This window comes from Stenotrophomonas sp. STEN147, from assembly GCF_056757995.1.
Genome location: NZ_JBRRCG010000001.1, coordinates 467,961 through 492,395 on the forward strand (window position 1 = coordinate 467,961; position 24,435 = coordinate 492,395).

Sequence of the window (24,435 nt, forward strand, 5' to 3'; positions counted from 1 at the left end):
GGCGATGAACGTACTGCGCCGGGCATCGTTGACTGTGGCGCCCACCGGGCCGACGGGCGTGCTGCCTGAAATAGCCGCACGCGCCGATGAGGCCATCGCCATCCGCCACGACCTGCATCGACACCCGGAGCTCGCCTTCGAGGAGCATCGCACCAGCGCACGCGTAGCCGAACTGCTGCAGCAGTGGGGCTATACGGTGACCACGGGCGTCGGTGGAACCGGTGTGGTCGGAACGCTGCAGCGGGGTCAGGGCAGCCGCCGGCTTGGGCTGCGCGCCGACATCGATGCGTTGCCGATCCAGGAGGCGTCCGGGCTGCCCTATGCCAGCCAGAACGAAGGACGGATGCACGCCTGCGGTCATGATGGACACACCGCGATCCTGCTGTCGGCGGCGCATTACCTGGCCCGGCACGGGCGCATCGATGGCACCCTGCAACTGGTGTTCCAGCCGGCGGAAGAAACCGGCTCCGGTGCGTCAAGGATGCTCGCCGACGGCCTGTTCGAGCGTTTTCCGGTGGATGCGATCTATGGACTGCACAACTGGCCGGGTGTGCCGGCGGGGCACTTCGGCTTTGTCGACGGACCAGCGATGGCATCGGTGGACTGGGCACGGTTGAGGGTGATCGGCAAGGGCGGGCATGGTGCGGAACCACAGGGAAGCGTGGATCCGATCCTCGCCGCCGCGCACATCGTCACCGCACTGCAGAGTGTGGTGTCGCGCAATGTGGACCCGCGGCAGATGGGCGTGGTGACGGTCGGTTCGATCCACGGTGGGCAGGCGGCCAACGTGATTCCCGACGTGGTGGAGCTGACCCTGACCGTACGCGCCTATCTGCCCGACGTTCGCGACACGCTGCGCCTTCGCGTGACCGAGCTTGCCGAGCAGACCGCCGCCGCGTTCGGGGCGCGCGCCGAGATCGAGTTCCCGCGTGGCTTCCCGAGCGTGATCAACCATCCGCAGCAGACCGCCTATATCCGTGAGGTGGCGCTGCAGGGATTCGGCGCAGGGCAGGTGCTGGATGCCTTCGCGCCGCGCACCGCCAGCGAGGACTTCGCCTTCCTGCTGCAGGCCCGGCCCGGAAGCTTCGTGTTCGTCGGCAACGGTGACAGTGCGCCGCTGCACAGCCCGCGCTACGTGTTCAACGATGCGGCCATCGCCCCTGCCGCCAGCCTCTGGGCGCGGCTGGCCGAACACTATCTGGTGGAGGACGCAGCATGAGTACGGCACCGTTCGAGGAGCGCTTCCTCTACACCTCGGTGGACGATCCACTGGCGCGGCCACTGTTCGATGGGCTCGAACAGGAGTACGACAGTCGTTACGCCGATGTGCGGCGACGCATCGGTGGCAGTGCGCGCGAGGAGTTGCAACGCTACCCGGCGCAGGCATTCGCTGCGCCGGTGGGAGCATTCGTGCTGCTGCTGCGTGAGGGTGTGGCCATTTCCGGCGGCGCGTTCATGCCTCACCGCGACCCGGATACGGCCGAGTTCAAGCGCATCTGGACACTGCCTGGCCTGCGCCGCCAGGGCATCGCCCGGCGGGTGCTGCAGGAGCTTGAAGACCAGGCCGCACGCCAGGGCTATCGCCGCGTGTACCTGACCACCGGCTTCCGTCAGCCTGAGGCGGTCGGCCTGTACCTGAGCCATGGCTACACCGCACTGTTCGATCTGTCTGCCGACCCGGAATCGATCGCCCATCTGCCGTTCGAGAAGCAGCTGCGGGCATCTGCGCGCCCGCCGGCATCAATCGCCGCCGCCGTGCAGGGAGTCCACGCATGAGTACGCCGTCCACCGCGATCGAGGGTCTGGCCGCGCGTCCGGCACCGGCATTGAAGATCGTGCCGGCGCGGCATCCGCTGCAGGTGTTCGGCACGGTCCTGGCGCTGGCATTGATCCTGATCGGGCTGCAGTCGGTACTCGGCAATCCACGTTGGGGCTGGGGCACCTTCGCCGAGTGGTTCTTCGCCCGCCCGGTGCTGGAAGGGTTGGGTCGCACGCTGTTGCTGACCGCGCTCGGCACCGGCCTGGGCTTCGCGCTGGGCACGCTGCTGGCGCTGGCACGGGTATCCGGCTCGCCGTTGCTGTCGGCGGTATCGTGGGGCTACGTCTGGTTGTTCCGTTCGATTCCACTGCTGGTGCTGTTGCTGCTGCTGAACAATCTGGGCTATCTGTACAGCACGATCGAACTGGGCATTCCGTTCACCGGCATCAGCCTGTTCTCGTATCCCACCACCCAGCTGATCGGTGTGTTCACGGCTGCGGTGCTGGGCCTGACACTGAACCAGGCGGCGTTCTCGGCCGAGGTGATCCGCGGTGGCATCCTCTCGGTCGATCACGGCCAGTATGAAGCAGCGGCCGCGCTGGGCCTGCCGCGCGGCCGCCAGGTGCGGCGCATCATCCTGCCGCAGGCGATGCGTTCGATCCTGCCGGCCGCCTTCAACGATGTGATCGGCCTGGCCAAGAGCACGTCGGTGGTCTACGTGCTGGCGTTGCCGGAGCTGTTCTACACCGTGCAGGTGATCTACCGCCGCAACCTGGAGGTGGTGCCACTGCTGATGGTGGCCACGGTCTGGTACCTGGTGATCCTGACCGTGCTGTCGCTGCTGCAGCGGCGCGTGGAGCAGCGCTTCGCGCGTGGCCAGCTGCAGCGTGAGCGCAGCGTGTCGCGGGTATCCTCGCCCGCGCCGCGTGCGGCATCGCCGGTTGCGGTGCGGCCGCGCATCGCGAGCGCGGCCGAGGCCGGGCAGGGGGCGCCGATATCGCTGCAGGGTGTCGGCAAGGCGTTCGGCGGGCAGCCGGTACTGGAGGACATCACCCTGGAACTGCGCGGCGGCAGCGTAACGGTGCTGATCGGCCCGTCCGGTGCCGGCAAGTCGACCCTGCTGCGGTTGATCAACCACCTGGAGCGCGCCGACACCGGCTTCGTCAGCGTCGGTGGCCAGCTGATCGGCTATCGCCGTGACGGCGACACCCTGTACGAGCTGCCGGAGCGCGAGATCCGCCGTCGTCGTGCCGAGGTGGGCATGGTGTTCCAGGGCTTCAACCTGTTCCCGCACCTGACCGCGCTGGAGAACATCATCGAGGCGCCGATGGCGGTGCGCGGTGTGCCGCGTACGCAGGCCGAACAGCAGGCGCGCGTGCTGCTGGAGCGCGTCGGTCTGGCGGACAGGGCCGATGCGTTCCCGCGCCAGCTGTCAGGTGGCCAGCAGCAGCGCATCGCCATCGCCCGTGCACTGGCCCTGCAGCCGAAGGTGCTGCTGTTCGATGAGCCGACGTCGGCGCTGGACCCGGAACTGGTGGCCGAAGTGCTCAGTGTGATCGAAGAGCTCGCCCGTTCCGGCACCACGCTGGTGATCGTCACCCACGAACTCGGCTTCGCCCGCCGCGTTGCCGACCACGTGGTGATGATGGACCAGGGCCGGGTGATCGAGCAGGGCACGCCCGAGGCCATATTTGAACACCCGCGCCAGCAGCGCACCGCCGATTTTCTCGCCAAGACCCTCTGATCCGGATGTGACCCCCATGAGTCCTGCAACGTCTCGTCGTCCCTCGCGCAGCACCCTGCTGGTCATCGCTGTGCTGGTCATCGGCATTGCCGGCATCGTCTATTCCCGTGCACGGCAGGCCCCGGAGGCCGTGCCCGCAGCGACCAGCAGCCTGGCCGGTGCCGGCGCGCCAGCGCTGCGGGGGACCGTGGATCCGAAAGCGCAGGCGCTGGTTCCGGCGGACTTCCGCTTCGTGACGCCGGGCACGTTGACGGTCGCGACGCATCCCGGTCAGTTGCCGCTGGCCGACTATGGCGCCGACAGCAAGGAAGTGATCGGCATCGAGCCGGATATCGCACGGCTGGTGGCCGATGCGCTGGGCCTGAAGCTGGTGGTGGTGCCGGTCGCCTGGGCCGACTGGCCGCTGGGACTGGAGTCGGGCAAGTACGACGCAGTGCTGTCCAACGTAACCGTGACCGAAGAGCGCAAGAAGAAGTTCGACTTCTCCAGCTACCGTTATGACCTGCTCGGCATCTATACGCGCACCGACGGGCCCATCCAGAAGATCGAGAAGCCGGCCGATGTCGCTGGCCTGAAGGTGGTGGTCGGTGCCAGCACCAACCAGGACCAGATCCTGCGGCAGTGGGATGCACAGAACATCGCGGCCGGGCTGGAGCCGGTGCAATACCAGTACTTCGATGATTCGGTGGTCGGCCGCCTGGCCGTGATCACCGGCCGCGCCGATGTGTCGTTCGAACCCAACGCCACCGGCGCGTACTCCGCGCGCGATGGCAAGGTGCGGCGCGTTGGCCTGTTTCCGGGCGGTTGGCCGAACGCTGCTGCGATTTCGGTCACCACGCGCAAGGGCAGCGGCCTGGCCGATGCGGTGACCCAGGCGCTCAATACCCAGATCGGCAGCGGCACCTACGCACAGGCACTGGCGCGCTGGAACGTGACCGAAGAAGCCGTGCCGCAGTCGCAGACCAACCCGCCGGGCCTGCCGGATCTCTGAGGCCGGGCGTGCCCCGGCACCAAGCCGGCTTCCTTAGAACCGAGCCATGCTCAGCTGCTCTACCAGCGCGCCTCCAGCGTCCTGAACGGCTTCGCCAACCGTACACCCTCGGCATCGAAGTCGGAAACGCTACGGCCGTCCACGCGCACCTGCTTCGGTGCCGTGCGCGCGGGCCACCAGACCTTGACGGCCGTGGCGCTGCGCAGCCCTTCGCCGAGCGTCACGGTCAGCGTACCGTCGCGTTGCTGTGCCTGCATCCGCAGCGTGCCGTACGCCGTCGGCAGGCGCTCCACCGCAAGGCCATCGCCGGCCAGCCAGGAGGGCGGCGTGCCCGGCAGCAGTGACAGGGCATCGTCGTCCTCGCGCATCAGCATCCCGAACAGGGTGCGGCCGTATTCGGCACCGATCCAGGTGTGCGGCATGTCGCCCAGGTAGCGCGGAAAACGCAGCCGTGAGTGCACGACTTCGGCCAGCACCTGCCATTGCAGCGGGCGACGGTCGCGCAGCAGGCCCTGCAGCAGTTCGTCGGCCGCTGCGGGCTGGCCCAGATGCACATAGCTCAGGACGTTGCGGATTTCATAAGGGGTGTACGCATACAGCGCACCGGGCTGGTTGCGCTTGCGGACGTCGTCAAGATAGCGGGCAAAGGTGGTGCGCAGCGCATCAGCCGGCAGCACGCTCTGCGCACCGGTGGGATCCAGCGCGATGGAGACGCCGGTCGGGTCGCCATCGCCAAGATCGGCGGAGGAGGGAATGAAATCGATGCCCTTCCACGCCATCGTCGCGCGGATCGAAGCGTGCAGCGCGTCATACAGCGCCTTGTACTGCCCGCGTGCCCAGGTGGCGGTGGCGTGGTCGCCGAGTGATTCAGCCAGCCATGCGCCGTCATGCCAGCCCTTCAGGCCCCAGTAGTCGTCCCAGTAGCTGTGGGTGGGAGAGGGATAGCCCTCGTGGCTGATCGACGGTGCCAGGATGCCGGCAAAGCGTTCCGGCGCCGGTTGATCGGCCTTGTAACCGGGTACCAGCGTGCGCTCACGCAGTTCCTGCAGGAAGCGCAGCGCGGCCTTCACTTTCGGCAGGTATGCACGCACGGACTCGGGGCCACCGTCGAGGCGCGCGACATCGGCCACCAACGCGACGTACTGGCCCTGGCTGTCGTACTCGATGTCCGATCCGAAGCCGGTGTTGACGCTGCCATCGTCATTGAGGATCGGCGACACCAGGCCGTTGGCATGTACCCCGTGTTCGCTGTACCACGCCAGGTAGTCGCGCGCGACCTTGGCTTCGCCCATCCGCAGCAGCACCGCCGAGGTGGCCATGCCGTCTCGGATGAAGGAGCGGTTGTAGTTGCGTGGGCCGGGTTGCATGGCCGGGCCGGTCTGGTTGATCAGCATGTACGCGGCCTGGGCACGCAGCATGTCGACCAGCGACGGATCGGGCAGGCGCAGGCCGACCTGGCCCAATCGTGCCTGCCAGTCCGCGGAGGCTTCGGCGGCCAGCGTCTCGAAGCCGGCATCGGCATCGCCTGGCAGGCGCGCGAGGTCCAGTGCCGGTGGCTCCGGAAGTACACCCTTGGCGTCGGCCGCCGCCCTACCCAGCGGGAAGGCGACGACCACGGATTGGCTGGCGCCGGGCGCCAGTGTGATCCGGTAGTCCAGCGCCGCCGCCGCCAGCCCACGCGCATCGGTGGCCTGGCGTGCGCCGGGCAACCGGCCCGAAGCGATGGCGGAGGTGATCTCGGTTTCGCCGTTCGGGCCGAACGGTGCCGCGCCGGAGGCGCTGACCGCCGACAGCGAGTGCAGCAGAGTACGACCATTGACGCGCACGCTCTGGCCGTCGATGGCCACGTCGCGGATCGGCGACAGGCCACCGTTCTGCCACGGCGGGTTCATCTGCATCGGCCGCACCACCAGGCTCAGCGTGCCCTCGACCGGCGTGGTACCGGTATTGCGCAGTCGATGCCGGAGGAAGGTGACGGGCTGGCCGTCGCGCTCGATCGCGAACGCTTCGCTGCGCAGTTCCAGACCGGGTTGCGGCGACCAGGCGGCCGAGGGCATCGGCTTCCAGCCGTCGCGCAGGGCATGCTGCACGGTCTGTTCCGCGGCACCGGCGGCACGCCCATCGGCATTGCGCCAGATCGGCTGCACCAGCGGTGCGCCCTTGAATGCCTCGATGTTGCCGTATTCGTCGAAGATCGACTTCTGCCGTCCGGCATGCACGCCCACGGCCGTCCAGTACGTCTGCTGCATCTGCAACGACGCCGGGAACAAGCCACGCTGCGCGCCGCTGGCGGCGATCTGGTACTGCTTCATCGGCGTCATCACGGCCTTTGGGCCGAGCAGGCGCAGGCGCGTGACCTGTGGCGAGGGCCCGTCGACGATGAGCCGCAGGGCACGCACATCGTGCACCGTATCGCTGGCCAACCAACTCTGGGCATGGCTGGCGGCCTGCGTGTCCTGCGCCAGCGGCTGCCAGCGCCCCTGCGCATCCTGGGCCTGCAGGCGTGCGGCGCCACGCTGGCCCGCCCACTCCACCGCCAGGCCGGTGCCCGGCTGAGCGCGCGGCAGGGTGATTTCAAGCACATGGCTGCCCTTGCCATCGGTAGGGAGGGCGACGCCGCTACCGCCTTGCCACAACGCGGCTGCCTGTGCGCTGTCGAGTCCGTGCACGCGTGCACTGAGCGTGGCGTCCAAGGGTTCCATCTCGAAGATGGAGACCCCCCAGTCCGACGTGCGCTGAGGACTGGCCAGCCTCAGATAGCGCGCCTGGCGCGGTTCGAAGTACAGCGTCTCCACATCGCCCAGCGAGTCGGCCATGGTGTATGCGGGCTGCCACTGCCGGCCGTCCATCGAGGTCTGCAGCGTGTAGCCCTCGGGATTGGAGACATCCCAGGTCAGGCGTGCACCGCCGAGCAGGGCAGGTGCGCCCAGATCGATCTGGAACCAGTGTCCGGGGCTGAAGGCGCCGCCGGTGACCGTCTTCGGGTCGTTGTCGATCAGATGGCCGATGGCCATCGCCGGGACCTGCTGTGATGAGCTGCTGGCCTGCCACTGGCTGCGCGGTGGCAGTGTCTGCGCCTGCGCGGCGGAGGCCATCACGGCCAGCGGCAGCAGAGCGCGCGCGACGTAGCGCAGGCAGGCCCAGGAGGGGCGGAAGCGATCAGCACGCAGCGTCATGTCGACAGCCTTGGAGGTTCGGCCAGGATCGGGCAGGCGCTACGCTAGCAGGGGGTGTAATCGTTTACATGACGCGCTGCAATAGGGGAGAGTGCGGACGCGTGGCGCGACGCCCTGCAAGGCGTCGCGACAGCCATCGTCCTTAAGGTCACTGCCTGCACGAACCGGCGCCCCGTGACAGCAGCGCCCAGGCAAGCTCAGCGCAGCGCCACCTGTTCCCACCAGCGCGTGCCTGCCTGCGGCGCCTGCATGTCCAGCGCCTCGCCCATCATCGGCGTGGCGATCGGCACATCGTGCGCGGCTGCCAGCGCGGTGATGCGCTCGAAGGGCTGTTGCCAGTCGTGCAGGGCCAGGTCGAAGGTTCCGTTGTGGATCGGCAGCAGCCACTTGCCGCGCAGGTCCAGGTGGGCCTGCAGCGTCTGCTCCGGTTGCATGTGCACGAATGCCCAGCGCGGATCGTATGCGCCGGTTTCGATCATGGTCAGATCGAACGGGCCGTACTTCTCGCCGATGGCCTTGAAGCCATCGAAGTAGCCGGTGTCACCACTGAAGAAGATGCGGAAGTCGCCGTCCTGGATGACCCACGAGGCCCACAGGCTGCGGTCGCTGTCGCCCAGGCCGCGGCCGGAGAAGTGCTGGCCGGGTGTGGCGGTCAGGCGCAGGCCATCGGCTTCGGTCGATTGCCACCAGTCCAGCTGTTCGACCTTGTCCGCGTCCACGCCCCAGGCGATCAACTGATCACCCACACCCAGCGGCGCGATGAAGCGCGTGGTCTTGCCCGCCAGCTGCATCACCGCAGCGTGATCCAGGTGGTCGTAATGGTTGTGCGAGAGGATCACGCCGGCGATCGGCGGCAGCTGTTCGATGCTGATCGGCGGGGCGTGGAAGCGGGCAGGGCCCATCCACTGCACCGGTGACGCCCGTTCGGAGAAGACCGGGTCGGTCAACCAGTACTGGCCGCGCAGCTTCAGCAGGATCGTCGAGTGCCCCAGCCGGAACAGGCTGCGATCCGGCGCGGCTTCCAGCGCGGCACGATCCAGCGCCTGCACCGGTATGGCGCCCGCGGGTACGGTCCCCTTCGGCTTGTTGAACAGGAACGTCCACCAGATCTCCAGCCCGTTGCGCAGGCCTATCGCCGGGCGCGGCAGTACGTTGTGGAACTTGCCCTCGCGGTACTGCGGGGAGTCGGGGAAGTCGGGGAGGGACCAGGACTTGCAGAAGGTGTAGGTGGTCACGGCGAGGATTCCAAGCAGGAGGACAAGGAGCAGGCGCTTCATGGGTGACGTCCGCAGGGTACACTGCACAGTGTAGTTTCCTGTTACCAGAAAGTACACTGATCGGTGTAAAATGGGGGCATCCGTTCAGTTATCTGGTGTCGCCATGTCCCGTCCGCCGCAGCGCCTGACCGACCGCAAACGCGAGGCCATCGTGCGCGCGGCGGTGGAGGAATTCCGCACGGCCGGCTATGAGGCCACCAGCATGGACCGGATCGCGGCAGCGGCCGGTGTATCCAAACGCACGGTCTACAACCACTTCCCCAGCAAGGAAGAACTGTTCTCGCTGATTCTGGAGGAACTCTGGGAACGCAGCATGGCCAGCGTCGAACTTCCCTACCGTGCGGAGCAGCCGCTGGAGCCGCAGCTGCTCGCGTTGCTGGAGCAGAAGCTGGAACTGCTGGGTGATGCCAATTTCATCGACCTGGCCCGCGTTGCCATGGCGGAGATCATCCATTCACCCGAACGTGCGCAGGCAATCGTCTGCCGCATGGGCGAGAAGGAGAGCGGGGAAAGTGCCTGGATCCGTGCGGCGATCGCCGATGGCCGGCTGCGTGCGGTCGATCCCGAATTCGCCGCCCATCAGCTGCATGGACTGGTGAAGAGTTTCGCCTTCTGGCCGCAGGTAACGATGGGGCAGGCGCCGCTGGGGGCCGACGAGCGCGCGCGGGTGGCGGCATCGGCGGTCGCCATGTTCCTGGGCCACTACGCGCGCTGACGCCGTGGCAACCGCGTCGGCATGGCTCGCCCGGCCCGCAAGCACAGTGCTGTGACGGACATGTCTGTGCCGTCGATGCGCCATCTGCGATAGTGACGTCAGGTATCAATGCACGATTGCTTCCATGTCATCCGCTTCGGCGCGCCATATCGGCGAAGTCCTGCAACAGTCCTATGGCATCACCACCGCCGCGGTGGTGCCTCGCCCGGTTGGCGCAGACGCCAATGCCAGCGTTTACCGCATCGATGCGCGACGCGGTCAGTGGTGGTTGAAATGCCGCACCTACCAGGTGCAACCGGCGGTCTGGGACACGCTGCATTGGCTGCGGGGCACCCTGGGCATCGAGGAGATCGTGGCGCCCTGGCCGGCATTGACCGGCGGCGCGTCGGTCCAGCGCTGGGGCCTGCAGTTCACGCTGTTTCCCTACATCGAGGGCCAGTCCGGTTTCGAGGCGCCGCTCAGCCATGCGCAGTGGCTGCGCCTGGGCAACGTGCTGCGCCGGCTGCATGACGCTGAGGTGCCCGAATCGCTGCAACGCGCGCTGCCGAGCCTGCGCCTTGAAGCGGATGCGTTGAACACCGTTGGGCGCTGGCTGCAGGCGGGCGATGCCTTGCCGGTCGCGCAGGATCGGTTGGGCAGCGCGTTCCTGGCCGTCTGGGAGCTGCGCCGCGAACGCATTGCCGAGGTCCACCGCCGCGCGTCGGAACTGCACGATGAACTGCGCGACGAACGGCCGCCGCTGCGGTTGTGCCATACCGACCTGCATGCGGGAAACCTGCTGATGGGTAACGAGGGCAACCTGCATCTGATTGACTGGGATGGCCTGTCCCTGGCGCCGCGCGAGCGTGATCTGATGTTTCCCGGCGCGGCGGTGGGTGGACGCTGGGGGCGCGAACGTCCGCTCGGTTTCGTGGAAGGGTATGGCCCGGACCTGGGGGACCCACGCTGGATCGCCTGGTACCGGCACTGGCGGATCCTGCAGGACCTGATCGAGTTCGAACAGGTGCTGCTGGGGGGCGACGCGCTGGAGCGCTCGCCGCAGCTGCGCCGTCAGTCGCTGCACTACCTGGGCGAACAGTTCGCGCCGGGCAATGTGTTCGACGCAGCCGAACGCGCGTATCGCGCGCTGGATGCGTCGCCGCTGCAGAGTTGACGGTGGATCATTCGGCGGGCTTGGCCGCCGCTGACGCCGCCGCCGTCGCCGCCCGCCGCGACAGCACGGCCTCGCGGTGGGCGATGTAAGCGTTGGCGGCCAGAATGATGCCCGCACCGACGATGGTCCAGCGGTCCACGGTCTCGTTGAACAGCAGCCACCCGCACAGGGTCACCAGCGGCAGCTGCAGGAAGCTGATCGGCGTCAGCGCTGACACTTCACCCAAGCGCAGCGCACGCGTCCACAGCAGCTGGCCGACCGTACCCATCACGCCGGTGACCAGCAGCCACAGCCAGGCCACGCCGCTGGGCCAGACCCAGACAAACACTGCCGGAACCAGCGAAAGCGGCACCCAGAAGACGTAGGTATAGAGCACCACGGTATCGGCGCTGTCCACGCGGGTGAGCTGCTTGATCTGGATGGCCACCAGTGAACTCAGCACCGCAGCGGCGACGGCGACCAGGCTGCCAGCGGTGAAGCCGGTGGTGCCCGGCCGCACGATCACCAGTACACCGATGAAACCGACCACTACTGCGGCCCAGCGGCGCACACGCACGGTTTCGCCCAGCCACAGCACGGCGGCGATGGTGACGAACAACGGTGTGGAGTACGAGAGCGATACCGCCTGCGCCAGTGGCAGATGGCCCAACGCCCAGAACGCACACAGCATCGAACCCAGGCCGATCGCGCTGCGCACGAAATAGCGTGGCAGCTGCTGGGTCTTCAGCGGCGCATGGCCCGGCCGCAGCAGCATCGGCAGCAGTGCCAGCAGGCCGAACGCGTTGCGGAAGAAGGCGACCTCCTGGGTCGGTACGTAACGGGTGGCGTAACGGATCGCCACCGCCATCATGCCGAACGCCAGGGTGCTGCCGAGCATCAGCAGCGCCGCCCGCATCGGGGTGGCGCCGGTGGAAAGGGCGGGGGTGTTCACCACTGCGCGCCGAGCAGGCGGGGCTCCGGTTCGATCGGTACGCCGAATTTCTCCAGCACCGACGCGGAAATGCGCCGCGCCAGCGCAAGCAGCTCGGCCCCGGTGGCGTTGCCATGGTTGACCAGGACCAGCGCATGGCTGGCGGCAACGCCTGCATCGCCCTCGCGGAAGCCCTTCCAGCCGCAGGCCTCGATCATCCACGCCGCGGAGACCTTGCGCCGGTCCTCACGATCGGCCGGGAACACCGGCAGGTCCGGGAAATGCTGCAGCAGCACGTCGACCTGCTCCAGCGGCAGAACCGGGTTCTTGAAGAAGCTGCCGGCATTGCCCAGCACCTCCGGGTCCGGCAGCTTGCGGCGGCGTATCGCGATGACCGCGTTGGCCACGTCCACGGCGCTGGGCAGCTCCACGCCCTGCGCCTGCAGTTCTTCGCGGATGCCGGCATAGTCCATGCGCAGGTCGTGCAGCAAGGGCAGCTTCAGCTCGATGGCGGTGATCAGGTAGCGGTCTGCCTGCTGCTTGAACACGCTGTCGCGGTAGGCGAAGCCACACTGTTCGTTGTCCAGCCGCACCCAGGCCTGCTCGTGGCAGTCCCAGGCTTCCACTGCCTGGATGAACTCGCCGACCTGTGCGCCATAGGCGCCGATGTTCTGGATCGGCGCTGCACCGGCCGTGCCTGGAATCAGGGCCAGGTTCTCCAACCCGGACAGGCCTTCCTGCAGCGACCACATCACCAGGCCGTGCCAGGGCACGCCGGCACCGGCGCGGATCACCGCATGATCGGCGCGATGCTCCAGGAAACTGATGTCGCGGTTGCCGAACACCAGCACGGTGCCAGGCAGATCGTCGGCGATCAGCACATTGCTGCCGCTACCCAGCACCAGCAGCGGTCCGCCGGAAACCTCCGGCAGCGCCAGCACGTCCGGCAACAGCGATGTGTCATGCAGCTCCAGCAGCTGCGCGGCAGTGGCACGCACGTGGAAGGTGTTCAGCGCCTGCAGCGGTGCGTTCCGGGTCAAGGTCCAGCGCAGCGGCGCGGCGGTGTCGAGTCCATCCATGGGGGCGCTCACAGCGGCGCCACCGCGCCACGGCTGGGCGCTTCGCGGCGGCGGCGGATCGCCTCCACGCATTCCGATACCAGCGCCGGCCCGCGGAAGATCAGGCCGCTGTAGCACTGCACCAGCGAGGCGCCCGCCGCCATCTTGGCCACTGCGTCGGCGCCGGACAGGATGCCGCCGACACCGACCAGCGGCACCGACTCGGGCAGGCGCGAGCGCAGCCGCCGCAGGACCAGGGTGGACTGTTCCAGGACCGGGGCACCGGACAGACCGCCGGCTTCGTTCGCCAGCGGATCGCCGGCCACCCTGCTGTGGTCGATCGTGGTGTTGGTCGCGATCACGCCGTCCACCTGCAGCTCGCCGAGCACGCGCGCAGCAGCGTCGATGTCGCGCTCGCTGAGGTCGGGCGCCACCTTCACCAGCATCGGTACGCGCCGGCCGTGCCGCGCGGCCAGGCCTTCCTGGCGGTCACGCAGCTGGCTGACCAGCTGGCGCAGTGCGGTTTCCTCCTGCAGTTCGCGCAGGCCGGCGGTGTTGGGCGAGGAGATGTTGACGGTGATGTAGTCAGCCAGCGGGTACACCTTGTCGAGGCAGGCCACATAGTCGTCGACGGCCTGCTCGTTGGGGGTGTCCTTGTTCTTGCCGATGTTGATGCCGAGCAGGCCGCGACGGTTGCGCGCGCGCTCGACATTGCGCACCAGTGCATCCACGCCGGCGTTGTTGAAGCCCATGCGGTTGATGATGGCGTTGTGCGCCGGCAGCCGGAACAGCCGCGGCATCGGGTTGCCTGCCTGTGGCCGCGGCGTGATCGTGCCGATCTCGACGAAGCCGAAACCCAGCGCGAACAGCGCATCGATGTGCTCGCCATTCTTGTCCAGGCCGGCCGCCAGGCCGACCGGATTGGGGAATGTCAGCCCGAACACGGTGCTCGGCAGCGGCGCGATGCGTGCGGCCAGCAGCGGCGTGGTGCCGGTGCGGTAGGCCACGTCCAATGCGGACAGGCCGAGGCCGTGGGCGCGCTCGGCGTCGAGCGAGAACAGGAAGGGGCGGGCAAGCGAATACATGCGTCGGTTCAGTCCAGCGTGCCGAGGAAGGCTCGGGTTCGATATTCAAAGGCGACCTGGCCGTTGACCGCGTGGGCCGCGAACAGATCCTGCAGTGCCGCCAGCATCGGCGCATGGCGCGGATGCCCGGGCTGTGGCGCATAGGAGGACGACAGCAGGCGGCCGCGCAGGGCGTCCAGATCCAGGTGCTGCACGTTCGGCAGTTCCACCTGGCCGCGCAACCCGGCGCCAAACCATGCCTGCATGGTGGCGTCATCCTGGTAGCGTTCGGCCACGGCGGAATAGTCCGTGCCGTAATCGAGCAGCAGCTGCTCATAGCCGACCAGGAACGGGCTGGCATCGAGTAGGCGTGAGTTCCAGTAGATCAGCGCCAGTCCGCCGGGGCGGAGGATGCGCTGCCATTCAACACGGACGGCGTCGGTGTCGAACCAGTGGAAGGCCTGCGCGGCACTGACCAGATCGACGCTGTGCTCTGCCAGGCCGGTGGCCTCGGCACGCCCATCGACGGCCTGGAACAACGGGTATGCAGCCAGCCAGCCTTCGGCGGCGGCGCGCATGGCGGCGTTGGGCTCGACCGCGACCACAGGATGGCCGGTGTCGAGAAACAGACGGCTGGAAATGCCGGTACCGGCGCCGATGTCGGCCACCCGTGCATCGTGGTCGACGCCCATCGGTCCATGCAGCCATTCCATCAACGCCGGCGGGTAGTCAGGCCGATAACGGACATAATCGGCGACGCGGCTGCTGAAGCGTTCGGTGCTGTCGGAGGAGGTCATGGCGGTCAGTTCGACAGTGCGGCGAGCCAGGCCAGGCCACCGAAGAAGAGGATGAAGGCCAGGACTGCCGCCAGGGCGGCTGCCACCATCACCCAGCCCAGCACCAGCCCGGTGACCGCCAGGCCATCGCCCTCGAGTTCATGCGGGCGGCGGCGGATCTCGGCGCGGGCCATGTGGCCGGTGACGATGGCGACGATGCTGGCCACGAAGGGCAGGACAGTCCAGGCGGCAATGCCCATGACCAGGCTGACCACGGCCAGGGCGCTTGTCTGTCGGGGTGCCACGCTCATCGGGTCCTCCTTGCAGTACGCACATGATAGTGCCTCCGTCCGGGCAATCCCATGGGCAGTGCCCGGCCCGGGCGGTTCAGCCCATCAGTACCTGGCCACCATCGACGTTCAGCACGTGACCGGTGATCCAGCGCGCCAGCGGCGAGCACAGGAACAGCGCGGCATCGGCAATCTCGCGTGGTTGGCCGAAGCGGCCGAACGGAATTCTTGCCAGGGTGCCGTGATACAGCGCCGGGTCGCTGGTTTTGCGCCGGTCCCAAAGCCCGTCGGCAAACTCGATGGAGCCCGGGGCGATCGCGTTGACCCGGATCCGGTCCGGCGCCAGTGCCAGCGCCTGCGACGTGGTGTAGTGCGAAAGAGCGGCCTTGGCAGCCGCATAGGGAGCGCCTCCCGGCCGGGGTTGCTGCGCGGCGATCGAGGAGAGATTGAGGATGCAGGCGTCGCTCGATTCGCGCAGCCAGGGCAGGGCGAGCCGCGAGGCCCGCACCGCCGCCATCAGATCGACCTGCAGGCTGGCGGCCCAGCCGTCTTCATCGTCGGCCATGCCGTAACCCGTGGCATTGTTGACCAGCACGTCGATGCCGCCCAGGGACGCTGCGGCCGCATGCAGCCAGGCGTCGATCTGGCCGGGATCGGCCAGGTCGGCGGCAAAGGCGTGCAGTGATGCCCCCTGGGCCGCTGCGTCGGCCAGCAGGGCGTCGAGCCCCGCCTGTCCTCGTGCGCAGACCGAGACATGGGCGCCGGCCGCAGCGAAGGCCAGGGCCATCTCGCGGCCGATGCCTTTGCTGCCGCCGGCAACCAACACCCGGCGGCCGCTGAAGTCGAGGATTGGAGCCCCCGCGGTGGCCCCACCCTCGGCGACGTCCGCGCCGGGATGCATCACAGGTCGAACTTGATGCCCTGGGCCAGCGGCAGCGAATCGGAGTAGTTGATGGTGTTGGTCTGCCGGCGCATGTAGACCTTCCATGCGTCCGAGCCCGACTCGCGGCCACCACCGGTGTCCTTCTCGCCACCGAACGCGCCACCGATCTCCGCACCGGAGGTACCGATGTTGATGTTGGCGATGCCGCAATCCGAGCCCGCGGCCGACAGGAAGCGTTCGGCGGTTTTCAGGTTCTGGGTGAAGATCGACGAGGACAGGCCCTGCGGTACCCCGTTCTGCATGTCGATGGCTTCGTCGATGCTGTCGTAGGGCATCACGTACAGGATCGGCGCGAAGGTCTCGTGCTGGACCACGGCATCGCTGTTCTTCAGGCCGCTGACAATGGCCGGCAGCACGAAGTTGCCGGCGCGGTCGATGCGGGTGCCGCCGGTCTCGATGGTGCCGCCGGCGGCCTTGGCCTGGGCAATGGCATCGAGGAACTGCTGCACGGCACCCTCGCTGTTCAGCGGACCCATCAGGTTGGCGGCATCGGTCGGATCGCCGATCTTGCCTTCCACCTGCTTGTACGCCTTGACCAGCGTGGCCAGCACGTCGGCGTAGATCGAGCGGTGCACGATCAGGCGGCGGGTGGTGGTGCAGCGCTGGCCGGCCGTACCGACGGCGCCGAACACGATCCCCGGCACAGCCAGCTTCAGGTCGGCGGTCTCGTCGAGGATGATGGCATTGTTGCCACCCAGTTCCAGCAGGCAGCGGCCCAGGCGGCGCGCCACCTTTTCATTGACGGTGCGGCCGACCTGGGTGGAGCCGGTGAAGCTGATCAGCGGCACGCGACGATCATCAACCAGCTTTTCCGACAGTGCGGTGCCGGCATCGTTGACCAGGAAGAAGATGTCCGGGAAGCCGGCTTCGCGCAGCGCGTCGTTGCAGATCTTCATCGAGGCGATGGCGGTCAGCGGCGTCTTGTTGGACGGCTTCCAGATGCACACGTCGCCGCAGATCGCCGCCAGGAATGCATTCCAGCTCCACACCGCGACCGGGAAGTTGAAGGCCGAAATGATGCCGACCAGGCCCAGCGGGTGGTACTGCTCGTACATGCGGTGGCCGGGGCGCTCCGAGTGCATCGTGTAGCCATACAGCATGCGGCTCTGGCCGACGGCGAAGTCGGCGATGTCGATCATCTCCTGCACCTCGCCATCGCCTTCCGGCTTGCTCTTGCCCATCTCCAGGGCAACCAGCGAGCCCAGCGCGTCCTTGTGCCTGCGCAGTGCCTCGCCGCACAGGCGCACGGCTTCGCCACGGCGCGGGGCAGGGGTGGTGCGCCACTGCTTGAACGCTTCCTGGGCGCGGGCGATCACCGTTTCGTATTCAGTCTCGGTGGTCGCACGCACCTGTGCGATCGGCTCGCCCGTGGTCGGATTGACCGGGGTGATCAGCTCACCGCTGGCAGCGCTCGACCACTCCCCGTTGCCCAGGTACGTGCCAGCGTTGATCGCGTCCAGGCCAAGGGACTTGAGCAGCTCGGAAGACATGCAGACTCCTGTGTTTCGTTACGTTGTTTGGCGTCATCGCGGGCGGGGTGGGGGGGGCGATGAACAGAACCGCCGATGGTAGCAGAGGGCGATGAGTGGCCTTGGTGCAGTGCAGGGTGCCAGGCCTGGCGGACGTGCTGGGACGGGACGTCCCGGGGGGCGCCAATCGGGTTGATCCTGCGGGGCGTGATGGGATGATTCCGTGTATCAAACGTCAATTTCTGGACGCTATCGGACTCAGTGCGACTCATTTTGACGCATTTTGAAATATTAAAAAATGGGAATAGTTCTAATGACTTAGGGTGGGTCGGGCGGGTGAATGGGGGCACGACGGGCTGCCGCTTCCTACCAATTACCTTTCACATCATTCACAATCACGTTCGACTTATTGACGCAATTCCGTCTGTTCGCACCGGCTTGGGGAGGCCTGCTATGCGACAGCCATCACATTGTAGTGCTGGATCGGAACACAGCTTGGAGAAGTGCAGTGCTACATGGATCGGTAGATGACCTCCCCGCAGAGCGTGCCGATGCCGGCCGCCGCCGGGTCGAAGCCCGGGCAGCCCTGGAACTGGGGCTTCGCCTCGGAGACCTGTTGCTCCTGCCCGGCATGGCTGCATTGGCCCACGTCGTGTGCTATGGGACGGCGGCGCCCAACCAGTCCCAGCGCATCGTCTTCGGTGCGGTGATTCTCAGCGCCATCGTCTGCTTCTCCATCGCACCGGTCTACCGCAACTGGCGCCTGCGTGGCCTGCTGGCCGACCTCTGGCTGCTGCTGCTGGCCTGGTCCGGCAGCTTCGCCCTCTTCTCCCTGTATGCCGTGCTGGTGGGGCTGGCCGATGCCGTGCCGTCGCGCTGGCTGGTGGGCTGGTACATCGGCGGCCTGGCCTCGATGGTCGGCCTGCGCGTACTCCTGCGTGTCCAGCTGCACCGGTTGCGCTCGCGTGGGCTGGATCATGAGCGGATCCTGCTGGTCGGCCTCCGCGCCCCGGCGCTCAGGCTGCATCGCCTGCTGCGCGGCAAGCCGGAGATGGGCAAGGAAGTGATCGGCTACTTCACCAGCAAGGGCGACATTGCCACCCGGCGTGGCGGCGATGCCCCGCAGCGCCTGGGCGCACTGGATGATGTACCGCGCTACCTGGATGCACACCGGGGGGAGTTCGACCAGGTCTGGGTGTCCCTGCCGCTGGGGGATACCGCGCCCATCCGTGACATGCTCAAGCAGATCGAGCGGTTCCCGGTGCCGATCCGCCTCATTCCCGATACCACGGGCCTGGGGGCACTGAACCCGGGCGTGCACCAGGTGGGCGATGTGCCGATGATCGGCGTTCGCCAGGGTCTGGTGGACCACAATTTCCGCCTGTTCAAGCGCATCGAGGACATCCTCGTGGCCGGCGTTGCGGTCGTCCTGCTGGCGCCGCTGTTCGTGGTGCTGGCGATCGGCGTGAAGCTCAGTTCACCTGGCCCGATCCTGTTCCGCCAGCGCCGCCACGGCCTGGGCGGGAAGGAGTTCTGGATGCTGAAGTTCCGCTCCATGCGCGTGCATGAGGAAGGGACGGGGCAGATCACGCAGGCGACCCGGGGCGACCCGCGGGTGACCCGGTTCGGTGCCTTCCTGCGGCGCAGCAGCCTGGATGAGCTGCCCCAGTTCTTCAACGTGCTGGGTGGCAGCATGTCGGTGGTGGGCCCCCGTCCGCACGCGATCCAGCACAACAATCACTATGAACGCGTGATCGAACGCTACATGCACCGGCATTACGTCAAGCCGGGCATCACCGGCTGGGCGCAGGTGCACGGGCTGCGGGGCGAGACGCCGGAACTGCGGTCGATGAAGAAGCGCGTGCAGTACGACATCGACTACATCCGTCGCTGGAGCCCGACCCTGGATGTGCGGATCATTGCCTTGACGGCGCTGAAGGTTCTCGGGCAGAAGTCGGCTTATTGACGGCGTCTGCCATAGATATGTTTCGTAATGTGATGAATTTCCTCACATTTTTATCGCGCGCCACAGGCGTGTAAGGTATCCTGTAAGGCTGTCACCACCCTTGGATGGAGTGGTGCCGCACGGAATGCCACAGGATTCGAGTCAGTGTTCAAGAACGTTCTTTTTGTTTGCGTCGGTAACATCTGCCGCAGTCCGTCCGCCGAAGTCATGCTTCGTCAGGCGTTGCAGGGCAAAGATATCCAGGTGTCCTCCGCCGGCCTGGGGGCACTTGTAGGCCATGGCATCGATGCCACGGCACAGGAACTGTTGATCGAACATGGCCTCACCGGCGACTCGCATCGCGCCCGCCAGATTGACGACGCCATCCTGGCGACGGCTGATCTCGTGCTCACGATGGAGCGCAAGCATGTGCGCCGCATCGCCGAGATCGCGCCGCAGGCCTCCGGAAAAACCTTCCTGCTGGGCAAGTGGCAACAGGACCGGGAAATCCCCGACCCATACCGCCAGCAACGCCCGGCATTCGAGCATGTCTATACATTGATGGCCGAGGGTGTCGAGAGCTGGGCGCGGCACATGTAGTGCCCGCCGCATCCACCCTCCGACATCCCGCATACCTGATTTGAAGAGCTCTCACAGATGACAACCAATACCCGTAATCCGGCGCAGGACGAAAATGATGAAATCGATCTGCGTCAGCTGCTTGGCACGCTGATTGACCACAAATGGTGGATTGCGGGAATCACAGGAGCCTTCTTCATCGCATCAGTGGCATACGCTCTGTTGGCGACGCCGATCTATCGCGCCGATGCGATCGTACAGGTCGAATCGAAGGTGCCCAGCCTGCCGGGCCTGGCTGACATCAGTCAGTCGCTGGGAATGAGCGCGGGGTCACCCGAGGCGACGACCGAGATCGCGTTGATCACCTCTCGCGCAGTCGTGGGTAGTGCGGTCAACGCGCTGAAGCTTGACATCGATGTCGAGCCGAATCGCTTTCCGGTGTTGGGTGGGTACTTTGCGCGCCGTGCCGAGCGGAGCGCGCCGGATACCTTGGCGGATGTTCGTTTCGGCCTGGCCCGTTTCGGCTGGGGCGGCGAAAGGCTGGACATCTTCCAACTTGACGTGCCGCGCCACCTGCTGGCGCGCCCGTTGACGCTGGTTGTTGGTGAGAACAGCAGCTACGAGCTGTTCGATGAAGATGACAACCTGCTGGTAAAGGGGAGTGTCGGCAAGGTTGCGGCCGGGAATGGCGTCACCCTGCAGGTCGCCGAAATGCGCGCGCACCCGGGGATGCGTTTTGAAGTGACCCGCCAGCGTCACCTGACGGTCGTCAACGAGCTCCAGAAGGAGGTGTCCGTCAGCGAGTCGGGCAAGGATTCCGGCATCCTGACGCTGGCCTACCAGAGCGCAGATCCCGATCTTGCGCAGAACTTTCTGCAGCAGGTCGCGCAGGCGTACGTGAGACAGAACGTTGAGCGCAACTCGGCCGAGGCCTCGGCACAGTTGACGTTCGTCAAGGAACAGCTGCCGAACGTGCGCAACCAGGTGGACGCAGCACAGAAGTCTCTGAGCGCCTACCAGATGCGTGCCAATTCGGTCGACCTGACGCTCCAGACCAAGGGCCTGCTGGATCAGGAGGTGGCCGTCGAGACCAGCATCCAGCAGCTGCGCCTGCAGCAGGCTGAGATGGACCGCAAGTTCACCCGCGATCACCCGGCCTACCAGGCGTTGATGCGTCAGATCGGGGACCTGGAGTCCCGCAAGAGTGGGTTCCAGGGGCAGGTGAAGCAGCTTCCGGAAGCCCAGCAGGAACTGCTGCGTTTGACCCGTGATCTGCAGGTCAGCAACGAGATGTACACCGCGATGCTGAACCAGGCTCAGCAGTTGGACGTGGCGCGTGCCGGCACGGTCGGCAACGTGCGCATCGTCGATGCTGCCGAAGTCGACGCTACCGAGCCGGTCAAGCCGCGCAAGGGACTGGTCGTACTGGTGGGCACCCTGCTGGGCGCGTTCCTCTCCATCGGTCTGGTGCTGCTGAGGCAGCTGCTCAACCGTGGTGTTGAAGACCCCTCCCAGATCGAGGAGATCGGCCTGCCGGTCTACGCGTCGATTCCGGTCAGCCCCGGCCAGCAGTCCGACTCGGTGCGTGGCAAGTTCCGCGCCGACGGCAAGCTGCACCTGCTGGCGGTAAAGGATCCGGCCGACCTCGCGGTGGAGGCGGTGCGCAGCCTGCGTACCAGCCTGCACTTCGCGCGGCTGGAGGCAAAGAACAATATCGTCCTGATCTCGGGTTCGAGCCCGAATGCAGGCAAGACGTTCGTTTCCTCCAACCTGGCTGCGGTGATTGCCCAAGCCGGCCAGCGCGTGCTGATCATCGACGCTGACATGCGCAAGGGCACGCTGCACAAGGCACTGGGTGCCTCCCAGACGCCGGGCCTGTCGGACGTACTCGTCGGCAAAGCACCGCTGGACACCGCCATCCGTACAGTCCAGGGCCTGGACAACCTGAGCTACATTTCCCGCGGCGACGTACCGCCGAATCCGTCGGAACTGCTGATGCATCGCAACTTCACGGAGTTGCTCGAGCAGGTCGAAAAGCGTTTTGATCTGGTGATCATCGATACGCCGCCGATCCTGGCGGTCACTGATGCGGCGATCATCGCCCATCACGCCGGCACCTGCCTGCTGGTCGCGCGTTTCGGCCTGAACCAGCCCAAGGAGCTGGCACTTGCCCGCAAGCGCTTCGAGCAGAACAACGTTCAGCTGAAGGGCGCCATCTTCAACGCGGTCGAGCGCCGTGCAACCGGCTACTACAGCTACGGCTACTACGAATACAAGTCGACCCGATAAACGGGAGGCGGGCAGGGTGCGACCAGGCATCCTCGCCGACAGGGAAGTCACGGCAACTGCGACCTGCAGGCCCGCGACGCAATCGAGATACAGCGGAGATAGGCATGAAAGTACTGATCACGGGTGGCGCAGGATTCATCGGCAGTGCACTGGCGCGCGCGCTGGTTGCGCGGGGAGACCAGGTCACGGTCCTGGACAATCTTTCGCCACAGATCCACGGCGAAAATCCGCAGGACTCTGCACTGCTGGCCTCTCTGCCTGCCGAAGTCACGGTGGTCAGGGGAGATGTGCGCCGGCGCGAGGACTGGCTGCAGGTCCTGCCGGGCCAGGATGTAGTGGTTCATCTGGCCGCCGAAACAGGTACCGGGCAGTCCATGTACGAGATCGACCGCTATGTCGACGTCAACGTTCGTGGCACCTCGCTGTTCCTTGATCTGATCGGCAACAAGGTACAGGGCTGCGAGTCGGTCAAGCGCGTGGTGGTTGCATCCTCCCGCTCGATCTACGGCGAAGGCCGCTACCAGGGAGCCAACGGTCCGGTTTACCCCGGGGCACGTGTCGATGCCGATCTGCGTGATGGCGTGTTCGAATGCCGTGATCCACAGACGGGTGATCTGGTTGCGCCGCTGCCCACGGACGAGGACTCGCGCATCCACCCCAGCTCGATCTATGGCATCACCAAGCAGGTCCAGGAACAGCTGGTGCTGGTCGGCGCGTCCGCCATCGGCATCCAGGGTATCGCCCTGCGTTACCAGAACGTCTATGGGCCTGGCCAGTCGTTGAAGAATCCGTACACGGGCATCCTCTCGATCTTCTCCACTCTGCTACTGCAGGGCAAGGATGTGAACATCTTCGAAGATGGCAAGGAAACCCGTGATTTCGTTTTCATCGACGATGTGGTCGCGGCTACCGTTGCGGCAATCGATGCGGATGTCAGCGGTCAGGCGTTCAATGTCGGAACCGGCGAGGCAACCGACGTCATCACGGTTGCCAGCGCGTTGAAGAATGCGTACGGCAAGGGAGGAGAAATCAGGATCTCCGGCAACTACCGTATCGGGGATATCCGGCATAACTTCGCCGATCTCAGCCGCGCTGAGGCGGCCTTGGGCTACCGTCCGCGTGTCACTTTCGCAGAGGGCGTGAAGCGCTTTGCCGCATGGGTTCTGACACAACAGATCGAAGACTCCGGTTACCAGCGGTCGGTGGACGAAATGCGCGCGAAGGGACTGCTGAAGTGAATTCCGCAGTACAGCCGGAGCGTGCAGCATGAGCGAGTCACTCGCCGGCAAGCGCGTGCTTTTCATCGCGCCGATGTTCTTCGGCTATGAGAAGTTGATCAAGGGTGAGCTTGAACAGCTGGGAGCGGTCGTCGATTACTTCAGCGACAGGCCGGGAGCGGACTTCCTGACCAAGGCCCTCATCCGGGTGGACCGGCGTTTCCTCGCAAGGAAGATCGAGCGCTACTACGGGGACATCATCGAACAGACCCGCGATCGCGACTATGATCTCGTGCTGATCATCCGTGCCGAGGCTGTGTCCGGCAGCATTCTTGATCGGCTGCGCAGCATGCATTCGCGCGCGAAGTTCGTGCTGTACCTGTGGGACTCGATGCATTACAACCCGAATGCCCGCAAGGTGCTGGGGAAGTTCGACACCGTTCTCTCCTTTGATCGTGCCGATGTCGATGCCAATCCTCAGATGCAGTTCCTGCCATTGTTCTATGGCAGGGAGTTTGAGCGTGCCGCCAATTGGAGAGGTGAGTTCAAGTACGACGCGTGCTTCATCGGAACCATCCATACCGACCGCTACAAGGTTCTCGAACAGATCATCGATCAGCTTGAGAAGGACGGGATGAAGGTGTTCGTCTACTGCTATTACCCATCCCGCATGCTTTTCCGCTTGCGCGCGCTGTTCGATGGCGGTTTCCGTCGCTTCGCCAGGAAATACATCGATTTCAAGGGAATGCCGCTGTCCGAAGTGGTTGATCGCATCGCGGAGAGTCGCTCCGTGATCGACGTGAACAGGCCTGGCCAGCTGGGTCTGACGATGCGGACGATCGAGGCGATCGGGGCACAGCGGTTGCTGGTGACCACGAACGAAGACATCGTCAACTACGAGGTCTACTCGCAGAAAGGCATGTACCTGATTGACCGGCGTGCGCCGAAAGTGACTCGCGAGTTCATCCTGCGTGAGGGTGTCCCTCACGATGAATCAGTTCGTGTCGGACTTTCTGCCAGGAATTGGGTACTGCGCGTTCTTGGAAAATAACCGGGGCGGTCCAGTGACATGTCACGCCG

At 66.1% G+C, this 24,435-nt stretch carries 20 protein-coding genes; 11 read left to right on the forward strand and 9 right to left on the reverse strand.

What is annotated here, in order from left to right; translation table 11 throughout:
• The first annotated feature begins 4 nt into the window (after nt 1–4).
• The 4 genes from ACVOKU_RS02120 to ACVOKU_RS02135 are packed head-to-tail and all read left to right on the forward strand — an operon-like array spanning nt 5 to nt 4,494.
• Entirely contained in the window at nt 5–1,219 is a 1,215-nt protein-coding gene (locus tag ACVOKU_RS02120; protein WP_481558927.1) for a M20 aminoacylase family protein, read from the forward strand.
• Nucleotides 1,216–1,776 carry a GNAT family N-acetyltransferase gene (locus ACVOKU_RS02125; RefSeq protein ID WP_279942112.1) on the forward strand — a complete coding sequence of 187 codons (561 nt, stop codon included), beginning with the start codon at nt 1,216–1,218 and terminating at the stop codon, nt 1,774–1,776. Before ACVOKU_RS02120 ends, ACVOKU_RS02125 begins: the two co-directional genes overlap by 4 nt.
• Nucleotides 1,773–3,503, forward strand: a complete 1,731-nt coding sequence (locus ACVOKU_RS02130; protein ID WP_481558928.1) for an amino acid ABC transporter permease/ATP-binding protein — start codon at nt 1,773–1,775, stop codon at nt 3,501–3,503. The genes ACVOKU_RS02125 and ACVOKU_RS02130 overlap by 4 nt, the downstream gene beginning before the upstream one ends.
• A gap of 16 nt (nt 3,504–3,519) precedes the next feature.
• Nucleotides 3,520–4,494 carry an ABC transporter substrate-binding protein gene (locus ACVOKU_RS02135; protein WP_065175560.1) on the forward strand — a complete coding sequence of 325 codons (975 nt, stop codon included), beginning with the start codon at nt 3,520–3,522 and terminating at the stop codon, nt 4,492–4,494.
• Nucleotides 4,495–4,553: 59 nt separating this feature from the next.
• On the opposite strand, the gene ACVOKU_RS02140 is transcribed toward ACVOKU_RS02135, so the two are convergent.
• Nucleotides 4,554–7,670, reverse strand: a complete 3,117-nt coding sequence (locus ACVOKU_RS02140; protein ID WP_481558929.1) for a galactose-binding domain-containing protein — start codon at nt 7,668–7,670, stop codon at nt 4,554–4,556.
• A gap of 197 nt (nt 7,671–7,867) precedes the next feature.
• Nucleotides 7,868–8,947: an MBL fold metallo-hydrolase gene (locus ACVOKU_RS02145; RefSeq protein WP_481558930.1), complete on the reverse strand. Its 1,080-nt coding sequence runs from the start codon at nt 8,945–8,947 to the stop codon at nt 7,868–7,870.
• A gap of 103 nt (nt 8,948–9,050) precedes the next feature.
• Here ACVOKU_RS02145 and ACVOKU_RS02150 point away from each other — a divergent pair, with 103 nt between their 5' ends.
• Together ACVOKU_RS02150 and ACVOKU_RS02155 are read left to right on the forward strand one after the other, a co-directional pair.
• A complete protein-coding gene (locus tag ACVOKU_RS02150) occupies nt 9,051–9,662 on the forward strand; it encodes a TetR/AcrR family transcriptional regulator (RefSeq protein ID WP_053517555.1) in 612 nt (203 codons plus the stop codon).
• A 124-nt stretch (nt 9,663–9,786) separates the two neighbouring features.
• The gene (locus ACVOKU_RS02155) at nt 9,787–10,815 is read left to right on the forward strand and encodes a phosphotransferase (protein WP_481558931.1); all 1,029 of its coding nucleotides are present in this window, start codon (nt 9,787–9,789) and stop codon (nt 10,813–10,815) included.
• A gap of 7 nt (nt 10,816–10,822) precedes the next feature.
• Here ACVOKU_RS02155 and ACVOKU_RS02160 read toward each other — a convergent pair whose 3' ends face one another.
• The 7 genes from ACVOKU_RS02160 to amaB all read right to left on the reverse strand — a co-directional run bounded on the left by ACVOKU_RS02160 (nt 10,823) and on the right by amaB (nt 17,346).
• The gene (locus ACVOKU_RS02160) at nt 10,823–11,710 is read right to left on the reverse strand and encodes a DMT family transporter (protein WP_065175629.1); all 888 of its coding nucleotides are present in this window, start codon (nt 11,708–11,710) and stop codon (nt 10,823–10,825) included.
• Nucleotides 11,711–11,742: 32 nt separating this feature from the next.
• Nucleotides 11,743–12,804 (reverse strand): UDP-N-acetylmuramate dehydrogenase, encoded by a 1,062-nt coding sequence (murB, locus tag ACVOKU_RS02165; RefSeq protein WP_481558932.1) that lies wholly within the window; start codon nt 12,802–12,804, stop codon nt 11,743–11,745.
• Between the two features lie 8 nt (nt 12,805–12,812).
• The gene (locus ACVOKU_RS02170) at nt 12,813–13,868 is read right to left on the reverse strand and encodes a quinone-dependent dihydroorotate dehydrogenase (protein ID WP_481558933.1); all 1,056 of its coding nucleotides are present in this window, start codon (nt 13,866–13,868) and stop codon (nt 12,813–12,815) included.
• An 8-nt stretch (nt 13,869–13,876) separates the two neighbouring features.
• Nucleotides 13,877–14,644, reverse strand: coding sequence for a class I SAM-dependent methyltransferase (locus ACVOKU_RS02175; protein ID WP_053517550.1), 768 nt, complete (start codon nt 14,642–14,644; stop codon nt 13,877–13,879).
• A 5-nt stretch (nt 14,645–14,649) separates the two neighbouring features.
• The gene (locus tag ACVOKU_RS02180; RefSeq protein ID WP_053517549.1) at nt 14,650–14,934 is read right to left on the reverse strand and encodes a DUF4190 domain-containing protein; all 285 of its coding nucleotides are present in this window, start codon (nt 14,932–14,934) and stop codon (nt 14,650–14,652) included.
• 76 nt (nt 14,935–15,010) lie between these two features.
• A complete protein-coding gene (locus ACVOKU_RS02185; RefSeq protein ID WP_481558934.1) occupies nt 15,011–15,814 on the reverse strand; it encodes an SDR family NAD(P)-dependent oxidoreductase in 804 nt (267 codons plus the stop codon).
• Nucleotides 15,814–17,346: an L-piperidine-6-carboxylate dehydrogenase gene (amaB, locus tag ACVOKU_RS02190; RefSeq protein ID WP_197572329.1), complete on the reverse strand. Its 1,533-nt coding sequence runs from the start codon at nt 17,344–17,346 to the stop codon at nt 15,814–15,816. The genes ACVOKU_RS02185 and amaB overlap by 1 nt, the downstream gene beginning before the upstream one ends.
• A 595-nt stretch (nt 17,347–17,941) precedes the next feature.
• Between amaB and ACVOKU_RS02195 the strand changes: the two genes are divergently transcribed.
• From ACVOKU_RS02195 to ACVOKU_RS02215, 5 genes are all read left to right on the forward strand, one after another.
• A complete protein-coding gene (locus ACVOKU_RS02195) occupies nt 17,942–19,291 on the forward strand; it encodes an undecaprenyl-phosphate glucose phosphotransferase (RefSeq protein WP_481558935.1) in 1,350 nt (449 codons plus the stop codon).
• Nucleotides 19,292–19,435: 144 nt separating this feature from the next.
• Nucleotides 19,436–19,870, forward strand: a complete 435-nt coding sequence (locus ACVOKU_RS02200; RefSeq protein ID WP_283219807.1) for a low molecular weight protein-tyrosine-phosphatase — start codon at nt 19,436–19,438, stop codon at nt 19,868–19,870.
• 57 nt (nt 19,871–19,927) lie between these two features.
• On the forward strand, nt 19,928–22,138 hold the full coding sequence (locus tag ACVOKU_RS02205) for a polysaccharide biosynthesis tyrosine autokinase (protein WP_481558936.1): 2,211 nt from the start codon (nt 19,928–19,930) through the stop codon (nt 22,136–22,138).
• Nucleotides 22,139–22,242: 104 nt separating this feature from the next.
• Nucleotides 22,243–23,376 (forward strand): NAD-dependent epimerase/dehydratase family protein, encoded by a 1,134-nt coding sequence (locus ACVOKU_RS02210; protein WP_481558937.1) that lies wholly within the window; start codon nt 22,243–22,245, stop codon nt 23,374–23,376.
• Nucleotides 23,377–23,404: 28 nt separating this feature from the next.
• On the forward strand, nt 23,405–24,406 hold the full coding sequence (locus tag ACVOKU_RS02215) for a WaaS/CpsH family glycosyltransferase (protein WP_481558938.1): 1,002 nt from the start codon (nt 23,405–23,407) through the stop codon (nt 24,404–24,406).
• Nucleotides 24,407–24,435: the final 29 nt, after the last annotated feature.